This is a genomic window from Streptomyces deccanensis, assembly GCF_022385335.1.
GTDB lineage: Bacteria > Actinomycetota > Actinomycetes > Streptomycetales > Streptomycetaceae > Streptomyces > Streptomyces deccanensis.
In genome coordinates this window covers 7,260,122-7,275,321 of the sequence record NZ_CP092431.1, presented here as the reverse complement: position 1 = coordinate 7,275,321, position 15,200 = coordinate 7,260,122, and the positions used below count along the sequence as shown (strand labels likewise).

The window sequence follows — 15,200 nt, the reverse complement described above, 5'->3', positions numbered from 1 at the left end:
CTACTTCTCCTGCTTCTCGTCGACACCGGAATCGGCGCCGCTCATCTCGTCCTTCTCGCCGTCTTCGAGTGAACCGGCGAGTCCCTGCAGTGCCGCCCAACGGATGTCGACGGCGTCGTGGTGGTGGTCCGGGTCGTCCGCGAGCCGGGCTCCGCACTCGGAGCACAGGCCGGGGCAGTCGTCCTGGCACACCGGCTGCATCGGCAGTGCGAGCACCACCGCATCGCGCAGCACGGGTTCGAGGTCGAACAGGCCGTCCTCGATGAAGAGCCTGTCCTCGTCTTCCTCGGCGTCGTCGGCCGGCTCCGCCTTGGGGCGGCCCCGGTCGTCGGCGTCAGGGTACGAGAACATCTCCTGGAAGTCCGCTTCGAGCTCCAGCTCCAGCGGCTCCAGACACCTTACGCACTCCCCCTTGGCCCGTGCACGGGCGGTGCCTGTGACAAGCACACCTTCCATGACCGACTCCAGACGGAGTCCGAGTTCCACCGGCGCGCCTTCCGGCACTCCGATCACTCCGTGGATCCCGAGATCCTTGGGAGCGTCGATCTCGCGGGTCAGGCGCTGCAGCGCGCCAGGACGCCGCCCCAGCTCGTGTGTGTCGAACACGAGAGGGTTGCGGTGGTCGAGGCGGGCGTTCAGGGCCATTCCTGCTTTCGATCTTGAAACTCGAGAACACCGCCCTTCGATGATCCCGGGCAGCGTTGATCGCGGACGTACACGCGACCGAAGAGCCAGGATACTGGACCTTTCGCTATCGGCCCAATCCGCTGTCAGCGGCCCTGCTCGTAGCGGCGCAACTGCTCCGCCGTGATCATGGTGGTGTCGAAGAGGCTGGTCTCGTCGAGCGTGTTCCCCTGCGGCTGCGCGTACCCCTGGTGCCCCTGCTGGTCCTGGTGCCCCTGGGGGCCCTGCTGCCCCTGGTTCGGGTCGTACGCGGGCTGCTGCGGGTAGCCGGCCGCGTACGGGTCGGCCTGCTGGTAGCCGTAGGGGTCGGCGGCCTGCTGGGGCTGGGCGTACTGCTGCTGGTAGCCGTAGGGGTCCTGCTGGTACGCCGTCGCCCCGTAGGAGTCCTGCTGCTGCCCGTACGAGGGCTGCTCCGGCAGGGACGGGGACTGGGAGGCGGGGGTGTCGGCCAGCTCGGCGAGGCCGGCCAGGTAGTCGGCGTCGCTGGTGGGCTGCGGGGAGGTGCCGTCGTCGTTCAGGGCGAGGGCGCCGAGGTCGTCGGTGGCGATCCGGCCGTGCAGCTTCTGCCGGCCGCGGCCGACGGCCTCCAGGGTCTTGGCGAGGACCGCCTCGAAGGCGCCGAGCTTGGCGTCCACGTAGGCGTCGGCGTCCTTGCGCAGGGTCTCGGGGTCGTGGCTGCGCTCGGGGGCGTCCTCGTCCTCGTAGCCCTGCTCGTCGAGGCCGGGACCCGTGCCCAGGAGCTTCTCGCGGCCACGGCCCACCGAACCGAGGGTCTTGGTGAGGACGACCTCGAAGTTGGCGAGCTTGGAGTCGACGTACTCGTCGGCCTCGGCGCGGACCTCCTCGGCCTCCCGGCGGGCCTCGCCGAGGATGCGGTCGGCCTCGTTCTGGGAGCGGCGGGCGACCTCGGTGTCGGAGATCAGGGAGCCGCGCTCGGCGTGCGCGTTCGCGACGATCCGCTCGGCCTCCTGGCGGGCCCGCTCGACCATGTGGTCGCGGTCGCCGATCAGCTCCCGCGCCTGGGCGAGGGAGTCGGGCAGGGCCGCGCGCAGTTCGTCGAGCAGGGAGAGCAGTTCGGCGCGGTTGACCACGCACGAGGCCGACATGGGCATGGATCGGGCGCCGGAGACCACCGAGACGATCTCGTCGAGCTTCTTCTGCACGTCCACCGTGTGGTCCACCGTGTGCTCGCCACTCTCTACAGCTGTGTTGGAGACGGTCGGGTCGACTGTACGGCCAGCGGGGGACGTTCGTCCGCTCAGTCCCGCTTCAGTCGCTCGGCCAGCGCTTCGAGGACCAGCGGGGGCACCAGGTGGGAGACGTCGCCGCCCCAGGTGGCGACCTCCTTGACCAGGGAGGACGACAGGAAGCTGTAGGTGGGGTTGGTGGGCACGAAGAGGGTCTCCACGCCCGACAGGCCGATGTTCATCTGGGCCATCTGCAGCTCGTAGTCGAAGTCGCTGACCGCGCGCAGGCCCTTGACGATGGCCGGGATGTCGCGCTGCTTGCAGAAGTCGACCAGCAGTCCGTGGAAGGCCTCCACCCGTACGTTCGCGTACTCGGCGGTGACCTGGCGGATCAGCTCGATCCGCTCGTCGACCTCGAAGAGGCCCTTCTTGGACTTGTTGATCATCACCGCGACATAGACCTCGTCGTACAACTTGGAGGCGCGGCCAATGATGTCGAGGTGTCCGTTGGTGATGGGGTCGAACGACCCGGGACAGACGGCACGGCGCACTTGGGATCCCTCGCTCTCCGGTCCGGTCATCGTGCGTCTTCGCACGTAGAGGCGGCGCGACCGTACCAAAACGTTCCCTCGCCGTAGCGACGGGCCCTGATGGCTTCGAAACCGGTCGGCCAGGCGAATTCACCGCCTCTGGTGCTGCGCTCCACGGTGACGAGGGCTTCGTCGCCGAGCCAGCCCCCGGTACGGAGTGTGAGCAGGATCTCCCGAAGATCGTCGTCCGAGACGGCGTACGGGGGGTCCAGGAAGACGAGGTCGTACGGCTCGGCCGGCGCCGGGCCCTGGATGATCTGTTCGGCTTTGCCCGGTCTCACCTCGGCGCCGGGCAGGCCGAGCGATCGGACGTTGTCGCGGATCGTTCTCGCGGCGCGGGCGTCGGCCTCCACGAGCAGGGTGTGGCCCGCGCCTCTGGAGAGGGCCTCCAGGCCCACGGCGCCGGAGCCGGCGTACAGGTCGAGGACCCGTTCGCCGTGGAGGGGGCCGCCGAGGAGGGACTGCCAGGTGGAGAAGAGGCCCTCCCGGGCGCGGTCGGAGGTGGGGCGGGTGCCGTTGCCCGGCGGGACGGCGAGGCGGCGTCCGCCGGCGGCGCCGGCGATCACGCGGGTCATCTTCGGGTCCTTGTGGCAGGGGGCGGCTACGGGTCCAGTCTGGCAGGTGGAGGAGGGAGAGGGCGCCTGGTGGGGTGCGTCCGATTGTCGTGGGCGACTGCGGGTCCGTGGGGGTTGCTCGCGCAGTTCCCCGCGCCCCTGAAGGGCGCGGGGACCCTCGGCCCCTTGTTGCCTGCTGCGGGCGCGGCCGACCCTCAGCTCGGGGGCGCCGGTCCTCAGCCCTTGTCCAGGTACTGCTCCCTCTCCTCGTCCAACAGGGCGTCCAGGGCTGTCCGTAGCGCCGGGAGGTGCTCCAGGTCCGGGTCGGCCGCGACCACCGCCGCCGCTTCCTCCCTCGCCTCCGCGATGATCTCCTCGTCGTCGATGACGGTGAGCATGCGGAGGCTGGTGCGGGCGCCGGACTGGGCCTGACCGAGGACATCGCCCTCGCGGCGTTGTTCGAGGTCGATGCGGGAGAGTTCGAAGCCGTCGAGGGTGGAGGCGACGGCGCCCAGGCGCTGGCGGGCGGCGCTGGCCTCGGGCATCTCGGTGACGAGGAGGCAGAGCCCGGCGGCGGAGCCCCGGCCCACCCGGCCGCGGAGCTGGTGCAGCTGGGAGACACCGAAGCGGTCGGCGTCCATGATCACCATGGCGGTGGCGTTCGGGACGTTCACGCCGACCTCGATGACCGTGGTGGCGACCAGGACCTGGGTCTCGCCGGCGGCGAAGCGGCGCATGACCGCGTCCTTGTCGTCGGGGTGCATCCTGCCGTGCAGGACCTCGACCCTCAGGCCCTGGAGAGGGCCCTTGGCGAGCTGGTCGGCGACGTCGAGGACGGCGAGCGGGGGGCGCTTCTCGGCCTCGTCCTCCGGGGACTTCCTGGCCTTCTTCGGGTCGCCGGGCTCGTCGACGTCGTCGCCGATGCGCGGGCAGACGACGTACGCCTGGTGGCCGTTCGCCACCTCCTCGCGGACGCGTTCCCAGGCGCGGGCGAGGAAGTGGGGCTTGTCGGCGGCCGGGACGACATGGCTGGCGATGGGTGAGCGGCCGGCGGGGAGCTGGTCCAGGACCGAGGTCTCCAGGTCGCCGAAGACGGTCATGGCGACCGTGCGCGGGATGGGCGTGGCCGTCATGACGAGGAGGTGCGGCGGCTGTTTGCCCTTGCCGCGCAGGGCGTCGCGCTGCTCGACGCCGAAGCGGTGCTGCTCGTCCACGACGACCAGGCCCAGGTCGTGGAACTGGACCTTGTCCTCGATCAGCGCGTGCGTGCCGATGGCGATGCCGGCCTCGCCGGTGACCAGGTCCAGCAGCGCCTGGCGACGGGCGGCCGCGCCCATCGAGCCGGTGAGCAGCACCACCTTGGTGGCGTGCTCGGCGCCGCCCAGCATCCCGCCCTCGGCCAGCTCCCCCATCATCTCCGTCACCGACCGGTGGTGCTGCTGAGCAAGCACCTCGGTGGGCGCGAGCATGGCCGCCTGCCCACCCGCGTCGACGACGGCGAGCATGGCTCGGAGGGCCACCATGGTCTTACCGCTTCCGACCTCGCCCTGGAGCAGCCGGTGCATCGGGTGTTCGGTGGCCAGGTCGTCGAAGATCTCCTTGGAGACCTTTTGCTGGCCCTCTGTGAGGGTGAAGGGGAGGCGGGCGTCGAAGGCGGTGAGGAGGCCTTCGGGGGCGGGGCGGCGGGCGACGGCGGGGAGCTGGGCGTCGGCGTGGCGGCGGCGGGCGAGGGCGACTTGGAGGACGAAGGCCTCGTCCCACTTGAGGCGGTCGCGGGCGCTGTCCCGGTCGGCCTTGGTCTGGGGACGGTGGATCTTCAAGAGGGCCTCGGGGAGCGAGACCAGGCCGCGGCCCGCCCGCAACGACTCGGGCAGGGGGTCCACGGCCTCCTGGGCGCTCGGGAGGACCGTCTGGACCGCCTTGGCGATCTTCCAGGACTCCAGCTTGGCGGTGGCCGGGTAGATCGGGATGAGGGCGCCGGCCCAGGTGTCGACGGTCTCCGTGTCGTCGTCGCCGCGCAGCAGTTCGTAGGCCGGGTGGGCGAGTTGGAGGCGGCGGTTGAAGACGGAGACCTTGCCGGCGAAGAGGGCGCGGGTGCCGGGGAGGAGGTCCTTGTGGGGTTTGTGCACGCCGTTGCCGAAGAAGACGAGCTGGAGGCGGCCGCTGCCGTCGGTGATGGTGACTTCGAGGCGCTGGCCCTTGCCGCGGGGGGCCTTGGCGGAGGCGAAGCTGTGCAGGCGGGCGTCGGCGACCTGGGCGACCACCGTGACGTGCTCGTCCATCGGCAGGTCGGCGAGGTGGGTGAGCTGGCCGCGCTCCTCGTATCTGCGGGGGTAGTGGTGCAGCAGATCGCCGACGGTGTGCAGGCCGAGGTGCTCGGCCATCACCTTCGCGGTGGCGGCGCCGAGCGTGTTCTTGAGCGGTTCTTCGAGCGCGGGCACGAGATCCATTGCACACCACGCCACTGACAATCCCGTATACGTCCTTGAAATCCGCTGGTCAGGCGGGTCGTTCGCGCCTAGGATGACGCACTCCCGGGCCCAGCACTCGGGCCCTGCCTCCTCCGTCCGCGGTCACCGTCCGACGGGACCGCCCGACCCCGCCGCCGTCGCCAGAATCCCTCTCCACCGGCGCTGCGACGATGGATTCAATGACCTCACAGTCATCCCAGGCACCCCAGACTCCTCAGGCATCCCAGTCGCCTCACACGTTCCAGGTCGATCTGCGTGGCCTGGTGGACCTGCTCTCGCACCACCTGTACTCCAGTCCGAAGGTCTACCTGCGCGAACTGCTGCAGAACGCGGTGGACGCGATCACCGCGCGCCGCGCCGAGCAGTCCGACGCGCCCGCCCGGGTACGGCTGTTCGCCGAGGGCGGCACGCTGCGGGTGGAGGACTCGGGCATCGGGCTCACCGAGGCCGATGTGCACAACCTCCTCGCCACGATCGGCCGCAGCTCCAAGCGCGACGACGGGGGCATCCAGGAGGTCCGCTCGGACTTCCTGGGGCAGTTCGGCATCGGTTTGCTCGCCTGTTTCGTGGTCGCCGAGCGCATCCGGGTGGTCAGCCGCAGCGCCCGTACCCCGGACGCGCCACCGGTGGAGTGGACGGCCGCCGACGACGGCTCGTACACCGTGCGGACGCTGCCCGACGAGGCGCGTCCCGAGCCGGGCACCACCGTGCATCTGGTCGCGCGGCCCGGTGCGGCCGAGTGGCTCTCCCCCGCGCGCGTGCTGACCCTGGCGCGGGACTTCGGGTCGCTGCTGCCGTACGACGTCCGGGTGGGCGACGAGGCGGTCACCGATCTGCCGGCGCCCTGGGACCGGGCGTACCCCTCGCCCGCGGGCCGGCGGGTGGCGCTGGCCCGGCACTGTCACGCCCTGTTCGGGTTCACGCCGCTGGACTCCATAGAGCTGGACGTGCCGCTGGCCGGGATCCGGGGCGTCGCGTACGTCCTGCCGACGGCCGTCAGCCCGGCACAGCGGGCGAGCCACCGGGTGCATCTGAAGGGCATGCTGCTCACCGAGCGGGCCGAACAGTTGCTCCCCGACTGGGCGTTCTTCGTGCGCTGCGTCCTCGACACGGACAGCCTGCGGCCCACGGCGTCGCGGGAGGCGCTGTACGAGGACGAGACGCTGGCGGCCGTGCGGGAGGCGCTCGGGGAGCGGATCCGGAGCTGGCTCACGGGGCTCGCCGCGGGTGATCCGGAGCGGCTGGCGGCCTTCCTGTCGGTGCACTACCTGGGCGTGAAGTCGCTGGCCCGGCACGACAGGGAGATGCTGCGCACGATGCTGCCGTGGCTGCCCTTCGAGACGACCGACGGACGGCTGTCCCTGGAGGAGTTCGCGCAGCGGCACCAGGTGGTGCACTTCACGCGGACGGTCGAGGAGTACCGGCAGGTCGCGCCGATCGCGTCCGCGCAGGGCGTCGGGGTCGTCAACGGCGGCTACACGTACGACAGCGAGCTGGTCGAGGCGTTGCCGTCGGTGCGTCCGGGGACGGTGGTCGCCGAGCTGGACGCCGACACGGTGACCGCGCACCTGGACGTGCTGGACCCGGACGACGAGCTGGCGCTGGCGGGCTTCCTCTCGGCCGCGCGGGCGAAGCTCGACCCCCTGGGCTGTGACGTGGTGCTGCGGGCCTTCCATCCGCTGTCGGTGCCCGCGCTGCACCTGGACGACCGGTCCGCCCGGCACGAGCAGGCCCGTGCGGAGGCGGAGGAGCAGGCCGACGACCTGTGGGCGGGCATCCTCGGTTCACTGCGGGGCAGCGCCCCGCGCGCGCGGCTGGTGCTCAACCATCTCAACCCGCTGATCCGGCGGATCAGTTCCCTGTCCGACCGGGAGCTGATCGGGACGGCCACGGAGTCCCTGTACGGGCAGGCCCTGCTGATGGCCCAGCGGCCGCTCAGGCCGGCGGACTCGGCGCTCCTGAACCGCGCCTTCATCGGCCTGCTGGAGTGGGCCACGCACACCGAGCCGGGGTCCGGCCCAGGTCATGGGTCCGGTCCGGGCTTCGGGGAGGGTGGTCGCCGGTGAGTGACGTCGTGGACTCCATGGACTTCGACGAGCTGCGTCGGGCCATGGCGGAGAACTACGAGCAGCCGGAGGGTCCGGCGCGCAACGCGCGCGCGGAGCGGCTGCTCGCCGAGGCCGAGAAGCTGAACGTGCCCCTCGCCGTGATCGAGGCGCTCGGGCACCAGCTGAAGGTCTACAACTACAGCTCCGAGAAGGCGAAGATGTTCGTCCCCTTCGCGCGTCTGCTGCGCATGTGGGACGAACGGCCGGAGGACTTCGACGAGTACGAGGTCCACTCCCTGCACTGGGTGTTCAAGTGGATGTCGGCCGGCATGCTGAACCAGCCGCACATCCCGCTGGCCTCCATCGAGAAGTGGCTCGGCGAGATGGAGCACCGCTACCGGCTCGCCGGGCACTCGGAACGGGCCGTGCGCAGCGCCGAGTTCAGTGTGGCCGCGCACATCGGCGACCTGGAGCGGGCCGAGCGGGCGTACGGGGCGTGGCTGGCCACCGACCGGGACACGATGGCCGACTGTCACGCGTGCGAGCTGCACGGGCAGGGCTGGTGGCGGGCGCGGCGGCGCGAGGACGCCGAGGCGCTGGAGCTGTGGGCACCGGTCCTGGCGGGCGAGTACACCTGCGCCCACGAGCCGCACACCGTCCTGGCGTCCTCGCTGGTGCCGCTGCTGCGCCTGGGGCGCCCGGACGAGGCCCGCGCGCACCATCTGCGGGGTTTCCGGCTGGTGCGGGCCATGGAGAGCATGCGGGGCGCGTACGCGGACCACGTGGAGTTCTGCGCCCTGACCGGGAACGAGGCGCGCGGTCTGGAGCTGCTGGCCGAGCGTCCGGCGTACTTCACGGATTCCGGGGACCCGCGCAGCAAGCTGGACTTCCTGAGCGTGGTGGCCCTGCTGATGGACCGTCTCACGGCGCGCGGGCTGGGCGAGCAGACCGTCCCCGGTCCCGCCGGCCGCGCGTGGACCGCCGGCGAACTGGCCTCCCACGCGCGCGAGGAGGCCCTTTCGCTGGCCGCGCTCTTCGACGCGCGCAACGGCACGGCGTACGTCAGCACCCATGTGCGGGAGCGGATGGACCAGCGCCCCCTGCTGGACCGGCTGCCGCTGGGGGTGCGGGCGCAGCGGGCCGCGGTGACGGTGCCCGCGCCCCGGAAGCCCGCCGTGGAGGAGATGGCGACCACCGCGGCCCCGGAGGGCCTGCCCGGCCTCCTCGCCGAGGCGCGGCGGCTCTCCGCGTCCCTGCATCCCGGTTCCGTCGAAGCGTGGGCCGCCGTGGCACGCGCCGCCGACACCGAGGGCGCGGAGCTGGACGCCTGGGACCGCGCGGAGATCGTCGACCACGAGGCGATCGGCCTCGGGCCGGAGGGCCTCCCCCTCTTCGAACGCGCGGCCGAGATGTACGAGGCGGCCGGCGACCCCGGTGAGGCACTGGCGGCACGCACGCGCGGGGCGAACGTCCACGCCCTCACGGGCCGGGTGGATGCCGCCGTGGAGCTGATCTCCGAGCCGTATGAGCGGATCCTCGCCCTCTGGTCGAGCGGCGGGACGGGTGCGAGGCAGACGGCGTCCGTGCTGGTGGGGCGGGCGCGGATACTCCTGCGGCGGATGCACGAGGCCGACGACACCGACACCGGCGCGGTGGCCCTGGCCGAGGCCGCCGTGCGGGAGCTGGCGGACTTCGTCGAGCCGCGTCGCGCGGAGGACGTACGGCTGGCCTCGCGGGCCGCGGAGGCGCGGGCGATGCTCGGGGAGCTGGCCGCGCACGGCGGGGACGCGGCGGCCGCCGCCGAGCTGTTCGCGGAGGCCGCGGAACGGTACGTGGCGGCCGGGCTGCCGTGGTTCGCGGTGCAGTACGAGGCGCGGCTCGCCGGGCTGGCCCAGCACCTGGGGGATCTGGAGACCGCAGAGCGGGCGGCCAGGGCGGCGTTGGAGCACGGCGGGACGGAGCTGGAGCCGGTGGGCCACGCCCAGCTGCGCCTTCAGCTGGCGGAGCTGCTGGGCGCCGGGGAGCGGGTCGAGGAGGCCGCCGGGCACGCCCTGGAGGCGGCGCACTGGGCCGACGAGGCGGGCGAGGGTCCGACGCTCGGCGCCTGGGCCCGGCATCTGCTCGGCGGGTTCCTGTTGCGGCTGGGGCGGTGGGCGGAGGCGGCCGAGGTGCTGGAGTCGGCGCTCCCGGATCTCACGGCCGAGACGCACGGGGACGGGGCGGTCGCGCAGACCCTGTGGTGGCTCGGCGACTGCCACACCGAGCTGGGCGAGCATCGGGAGGCGGCGGAACGGTGGCTGCGGGCCGCCGACATCGCCCGGCACTGGCCCGAGCAGCGCGACCACGCCATGCTCGCCCATCTCGCCGCCGAGGCGCTCGCGCGGGCGGGGCTGCCCGCCGACGCCGACCGGGCGTATGCGCGCGCGGTCGACCTCTGGGGCGAACTGGGCAACGTCCACGGGTACGTGCGGGCCTTGCGGGCGCGGGCGTGGTACGCGGCGCGGGAGAGCCGTGAAGGAGCGGGGCCCTCGGCCCTGGACGCGGCCCGGGAGCTGATGGGGGACGCGGTGGTGGGCTGCGAGGCGGCGCTGTCCGACGTCGCCGGCGAGGAGCACCGGCGGCGGATCGTCGCGGAGCTCGGCGAGACGTACCGGCAGTTCGGCGACCTGCTCGCCCGGTCGGTGGCCGAGGACGCGGAACTCGCCTCGTTCGGGCCGGTGTTCGAGGAGGCGCTGGGGTTCGTGGAGCGGGCGGTGTCGGTGTACGGGTCGCTGGGGCCGGACTTCCTGGACGCGCGGACCGCCGCGGAGTTGGCGGCGGGGTGGTTGGAGGTGGACCTCCGGCGGGGTGCGGCGGCTGCCGAGCGGGCGCGGGGTGTGCTGGCCGTGTTCGCCGACGGGGGTGACGGCGACGAGACGGTGGTGGCTCGGCGGGGGGAGGCGGAGCGGTTGTTGGAGGCGGCGGGGCGGGGCTGAGCGACGCGGCAGGGCGCACCCCGGGTTGCTGCGCCCCCGCCGCCCCTACCCGTCCCGTCCCAGGGGCTGCGCCCCTTCGACCCCGCCGTCCGCCCGGTGGGGCTTCTCGCGCAGTTCCCCGCGCCCCTGAAAGGCCTGCGGCCATTTCATCGGGGCGCGGAAAATCCCTACTCCACGCCGATCAGCAACAACGCCCCCTGACGGCCCCCCCGATACACCACCGTGTCCACCGCCAGATACCCCTCCCGCACCCGGTTCTCCACGTGCTCCACGACATCCGCGGGAGCACCGTCCCCCAGCACCAGCGTGACCATCTCGCCGCCGGCCGCCAGCATCCGGTCGACCACCGCCGCCGCGGTCGCCGTGACATCCGTCCCGATGACGGCGACGTCCCCGTCGACGAGCCCCAGGACGTCGCCGGCCTGACAGATGCCGGCCATGGTCCAGGACTGGCGCTCGGCGATGACGACCTCGGCGTACCGGGTGGCACCGGCGGCGGAGGTCATCGAGACGACGTCCTCGTCGAAGCGGCGTTCGGGTTCGTGCACGGCGAGGGCGGCGATGCCCTGGACGGCGGAGCGGGTGGGGATGAGGGCGACCCGGACGCCCTCGGCGCGGGCCTGCTCGGCGGCGGCCGCCGCCGTGTGCCGCAGATCCGCGTCGTTGGGCAGCAGTACCACCTCGCGCGCGTGCGCACGCCGTACGGCCTCCACGAGCTCCCCGCTGGCGGGCGGCTCCCCGGGCCGGGCCAGCACCGTGGTCGCGCCGGCCTCGGCGTAGAGCCCGGCCAGCCCCTCCCCCGGCACGACGGCCACGACGGCCCGCCCGGCACGCTCGCGCGGCTGCCGCCCGGCCTCACCGGTCATATGGGCGTCCTCCGCCCCGAAGTGGGTGATCCGGATCCGGTACGGCCGCCCGGCCTCGACCCCGGCCTCCACGGCGGCGCCCGCGTCGTCGACGTGCACATGGACGTTCCACAGGCCGTCCCCACCGACCACGACGAGGGAGTCCCCGAGTTCGTCCAGGCGCCCGCGCAGGCGGGCCACCGCGGTGTCGTCCGCCTCCAGGAGGTAGATCACCTCGAAGGCCGGGCCGCCCGCTTCCGGCCGGTCGTCCCCGTCGCACACCTCCGCCGCGGCCTCGCCGACGGCCTCGGCGACGGCCACGCGCGTGTGCACGGCGGGAACGGCCACCGTCCTCGGTGTCTCTCCCGTGAACGTCTCCACCAGCGCCGCCAGCACCGCCACCAGCCCTCGTCCGCCGGCGTCCACGACGCCGGCGCGAGCCAGGGCGGCCAGCTGGGCGGGGGTCGCCGCCAGGGCCCGGCCGGCGCCCTCGTAGGCCGCACGGGCGACGGTCCCGCAGTCGTCCTCGGCGTCGCCGGCCGCGTCTGCGGCGGCGGAGGCGACCGTGAGGACGGTGCCTTCGACGGGGTGCGCGACGGCGTCACGGGCGGAGTCGGCGGCGTGCCGCAGGGCGAGCCGCAGCCCCCGGCCGTCGGTGCGGGGTGCCTCCCCGTCGTCGGCGAGGACCTGGGCCATGCCGCGCAGGAGCTGGGCGAGGATCGTCCCGGAGTTCCCCCGGGCGCCGATCAGCGCGCCGTGCGCCATGGCCCGCGCGGCCTCGGCGAGCGTGGGCTGCCCCGCACCGAGGGGCTGCCCCGTTCCGGCGGACGGGCCCGCACCGACGGACGGGCCCGCCGTCGCATGGCCGGCGAACACCGCCTCGACCGCCGCCGCGGCCGACTCCATCGTCAGGTAGAGGTTGGTGCCGGTGTCGCCGTCGGCCACCGGGTACACGTTGATGGAGTCGATCTCCTCGCGCGCGCGTCCCAGTGCCGCCAGCGCGAGTCCGCACCAGGTGCGCACCGCGAGAGCATCGAAGAATGTCTGCGGCACCTGCGGCACCTGCGCCTCCTTGAGCTGCTGGGACTGGGACGCAGAGTAGACCTTGGAGGGGTGTCCACCGGAAGGGGGCGGGGCAGGGCTGCTGAGCAGCCATGGTAGTTTCGTTGTACTGGCGCAGTCGTTGTATGCTGCTCCGGTTGCCCGATCCAGATCGGGCCAAATCCCCTGGCAACGCCACTCAGATCTCTGATCCTGCGATCTCGATCCCGGCCTGCCGGGATCCACCGTAAGTGCATCTGAAGTCTTTGGAGTGACCCGTGGCTGCCAACTGCGACGTCTGCGGCAAGGGGCCGGGCTTCGGCAACAACATCTCGCACTCGCACCGCCGTACGTCCCGTCGCTGGAACCCGAACATCCAGCGCGTCCGTACCGTGGTGGGCGGGACGCCGAAGCGCGTGAACGCTTGCACCTCGTGCATCAAGGCCGGCAAGGTCTCGCGCTGACGCACAGCTAAGCGCGCGGCCACTGCTGGTTCGCTGCATAGAGCCGGTCCACCTGGAGTGGACCGGCTTTTTGCCGTCCCTGACACACCGCGGATCAAACCGGCCGAGCACCTCGCCCGAGGGCCCAGCCATGGTCCACGGGTCCGATCCCCCCGCCGAGCGCGAACCCGGCGGCGATCGCCCCGGTGACGTACTCCTTGGCGGCGGCCACGGCCTCCGGGACGGTCCGTCCCCGGGCGAGGTGCGAGGCGATCGCGGAGGCGAGGGTGCAGCCCGTGCCGTGGGTGTGCCGGTTGTCATACCTGGGGGCCCTCAGCCAATGCTCCTCGGAGCCGTCGGTGAGCAGATCTACGGCTTCCCCGGGGAGATGGCCGCCCTTGATCAGGGCCCAGCGCGGCCCGTACGCCAGCACGGCGGCGGCCGCCTCCCGCATCCCGGTCTCCGATTCGACCCGGACACCGGTGAGTTGGGTCACCTCGTCGAGGTTCGGCGTCGCCACGGTGGCCACCGGCAGCAGTCGCGTCCGTACGGAGTCGAGGGCGGAGGCGGCCAGCAGCGGGTCTCCGTGCTTGGAGACGCCGACCGGGTCGACGACGACCGGCGCGTCCGTGGCGGCGAGCAACTCGGCGACGGCCTCGACGAGTTCGGCGGAGGCGAGCATGCCGGTCTTGACCGCCTGGACGCCGATGTCGTCGACGACACTGCGGTACTGGGCGCGCACCGCCTCCACCGGAAGCTCCCAAGCCCCCTGCACACCGAGGGAGTTCTGCGCGGTGACGGCCGTGACGACGCTCATGCCGTGCACCCCGAGCGCGAGCATCGTCTTCAGGTCGGCCTGGATCCCGGCCCCGCCTCCGGAGTCGGACCCGGCCACGGTGAGGACCCGCGGCGGCGCCCCGCCGGTCGCCGGGCTCATGACTCGATGTCCCCGAAGTGGTCCCAGCCGCCCTTGCTGGTCCAGGGCGCCCCGTCCACGGTGACCTGCGGCAAGGCGGAGGGGTTGAGGACCTCGCCGATCACCTTCCAGCGCGCGGGCAGCTTCACGTCCTGCGGGAAGGTGGCGACGATCGCGTGGTCCTCACCCCCGGTAAGCACCCACTGGAGGGGGTCGACGCCGACGGCCTGACCGATGTCGTGCATCTGGGTGGGGATGTCGATCGCGCCGGAGCGGATGTCGATCCGGCATTTGCTCGCCTCGGCGATGTGCCCCAGGTCCGCGATCAGCCCGTCGCTGACGTCGCACATCGCGGTCGCGCCGAGGGAGGCCGCCGCCGGGCCCGCGTGGTACGGCGGCTCGGGGCGCCGGTGGGCCTCCACGAAGGCGCGCGGCGAGCGGAAGCCCCGGGAGAGCACCGCGTGCCCGGCTGCGGACCAGCCGAGCCAGCCGGTGACGGCCACGACGTCCCCGGGCTGGGCTCCGCCCCTGGTCACGGGCTCGTGGTTGCGCAGATCGCCGAGTGCGGTGATCGAGATCATGATGGTGTCGCCGCGGACGACGTCACCGCCGACCACGGACGCGCCGGCGACCTGGCACTCGTCGCGCAGGCCGTCCATCAGCTCGGTGGCCCAGGTCACCGGCAGGTCGACGGGCGCGACCAGGCCGAGCAGCAGCGCGGTGGGCACGGCACCCATGGCGGCGATGTCCGCGAGGTTCTGCGCGGCGGCCTTGCGTCCCACGTCGTACGCCGTGGACCAGTCGCGCCGGAAGTGCCGCCCCTCCAGGAGGAGGTCGGTGCTCGCCACGACCCTGCGGTCCGGCGCCGCCACCACGGCGGCGTCGTCGCCGGGGCCGACCCGGACCGCCGGGGTGGTGGTGAGCCGGGAGGTGAGCTCCCTGATGAGCCCGAACTCCCCCAGCTCTCCCACGGTGCCCTTCATCGTCGTATCGCCCCTTCTCGTGCCGCTTCCAGTGTCACTCGCGCCCGGTCGCGGGCCGTTGTCGTCCTCGGTACGGTCGAGTGGACCGTCAACTTCCGTCGCCCCCGCACCCCGGTGCGTGCGGCGCGGCCTCCGGGGGTCTCCCCCTGGTGCTCGGCGACGCGATACCGTGGCGTTCCTTTTCCCGACATGATCCACATGATCCTCGTGGCCGCCCTGGAGGTTCCGTGGTACAGGCGTACATCCTGATCCAGACGGAGGTCGGCAAAGCGTCGACCGTCGCCGACACGATCAGCAAGCTCCCTGGGGTCATCCAGGCCGAGGACGTGACGGGCCCGTACGACGTCATCGTGCGCGCCCAGGCCGACACCGTCGACGACCTCGGCCGGCTGGTGGTCGCGAAGGTCCAGCAAGTGGACGGGATCACCCGCACCCTGACCTGCCCGGTCGTTCACCTGTAGCC

Annotated in this window: 12 protein-coding genes; 4 read left to right on the top strand and 8 right to left on the bottom strand. The window is 72.7% G+C overall.

The annotated features are described in order from the left end of the window. The 5 genes from L3078_RS32385 to recG form a co-directional block, all read right to left on the bottom strand. Entirely contained in the window at positions 1–645 is a 645-nt protein-coding gene (locus L3078_RS32385) for a YceD family protein (RefSeq protein WP_239757471.1), read from the bottom strand. Between the two features lie 125 nt (positions 646–770). Further along, entirely contained in the window at positions 771–1,853 is a 1,083-nt protein-coding gene (locus tag L3078_RS32380) for an ATP synthase subunit B family protein (RefSeq protein WP_239760544.1), read from the bottom strand. Between the two features lie 89 nt (positions 1,854–1,942). After that, positions 1,943–2,422 carry a pantetheine-phosphate adenylyltransferase gene (gene coaD, locus L3078_RS32375; RefSeq protein ID WP_033526906.1) on the bottom strand — a complete coding sequence of 160 codons (480 nt, stop codon included), beginning with the start codon at positions 2,420–2,422 and terminating at the stop codon, positions 1,943–1,945. 26 nt (positions 2,423–2,448) lie between these two features. Beyond that, complete coding sequence (gene rsmD, locus L3078_RS32370) at positions 2,449–3,162, bottom strand: 16S rRNA (guanine(966)-N(2))-methyltransferase RsmD (RefSeq protein WP_275593230.1); 714 nt, start codon at positions 3,160–3,162, stop codon at positions 2,449–2,451. Positions 3,163–3,251: 89 nt separating this feature from the next. Further along, a complete protein-coding gene (gene recG, locus L3078_RS32365) occupies positions 3,252–5,465 on the bottom strand; it encodes an ATP-dependent DNA helicase RecG (protein WP_239757469.1) in 2,214 nt (737 codons plus the stop codon). Positions 5,466–5,656: 191 nt separating this feature from the next. Between recG and L3078_RS32360 the strand changes: the two genes are divergently transcribed. After that, positions 5,657–7,552 carry an HSP90 family protein gene (locus L3078_RS32360; protein ID WP_239757468.1) on the top strand — a complete coding sequence of 632 codons (1,896 nt, stop codon included), beginning with the start codon at positions 5,657–5,659 and terminating at the stop codon, positions 7,550–7,552. 17 nt (positions 7,553–7,569) lie between these two features. Beyond that, positions 7,570–10,509, top strand: a complete 2,940-nt coding sequence (locus L3078_RS32355; RefSeq protein WP_239760543.1) for a tetratricopeptide repeat protein — start codon at positions 7,570–7,572, stop codon at positions 10,507–10,509. A 167-nt stretch (positions 10,510–10,676) separates the two neighbouring features. Here the strand turns inward: L3078_RS32355 and L3078_RS32350 are convergent, their stop codons facing one another. Further along, positions 10,677–12,416 (bottom strand): DAK2 domain-containing protein, encoded by a 1,740-nt coding sequence (locus L3078_RS32350; protein WP_239757467.1) that lies wholly within the window; start codon positions 12,414–12,416, stop codon positions 10,677–10,679. 257 nt (positions 12,417–12,673) lie between these two features. Here L3078_RS32350 and rpmB point away from each other — a divergent pair, with 257 nt between their 5' ends. Continuing rightward, positions 12,674–12,859, top strand: a complete 186-nt coding sequence (rpmB, locus tag L3078_RS32345; RefSeq protein ID WP_003993230.1) for a 50S ribosomal protein L28 — start codon at positions 12,674–12,676, stop codon at positions 12,857–12,859. A gap of 94 nt (positions 12,860–12,953) precedes the next feature. On the opposite strand, the gene thiD is transcribed toward rpmB, so the two are convergent. Together thiD and L3078_RS32335 are read right to left on the bottom strand one after the other, a co-directional pair. Beyond that, complete coding sequence (gene thiD / locus L3078_RS32340; RefSeq protein WP_239757466.1) at positions 12,954–13,775, bottom strand: bifunctional hydroxymethylpyrimidine kinase/phosphomethylpyrimidine kinase; 822 nt, start codon at positions 13,773–13,775, stop codon at positions 12,954–12,956. After that, positions 13,772–14,737 (bottom strand): thiamine-phosphate kinase, encoded by a 966-nt coding sequence (locus L3078_RS32335; RefSeq protein WP_239757465.1) that lies wholly within the window; start codon positions 14,735–14,737, stop codon positions 13,772–13,774. The genes thiD and L3078_RS32335 overlap by 4 nt, the downstream gene beginning before the upstream one ends. 227 nt (positions 14,738–14,964) lie before the next feature. Here L3078_RS32335 and L3078_RS32330 point away from each other — a divergent pair, with 227 nt between their 5' ends. Further along, entirely contained in the window at positions 14,965–15,198 is a 234-nt protein-coding gene (locus L3078_RS32330; protein ID WP_033526900.1) for an Lrp/AsnC family transcriptional regulator, read from the top strand. Positions 15,199–15,200: the final 2 nt, after the last annotated feature.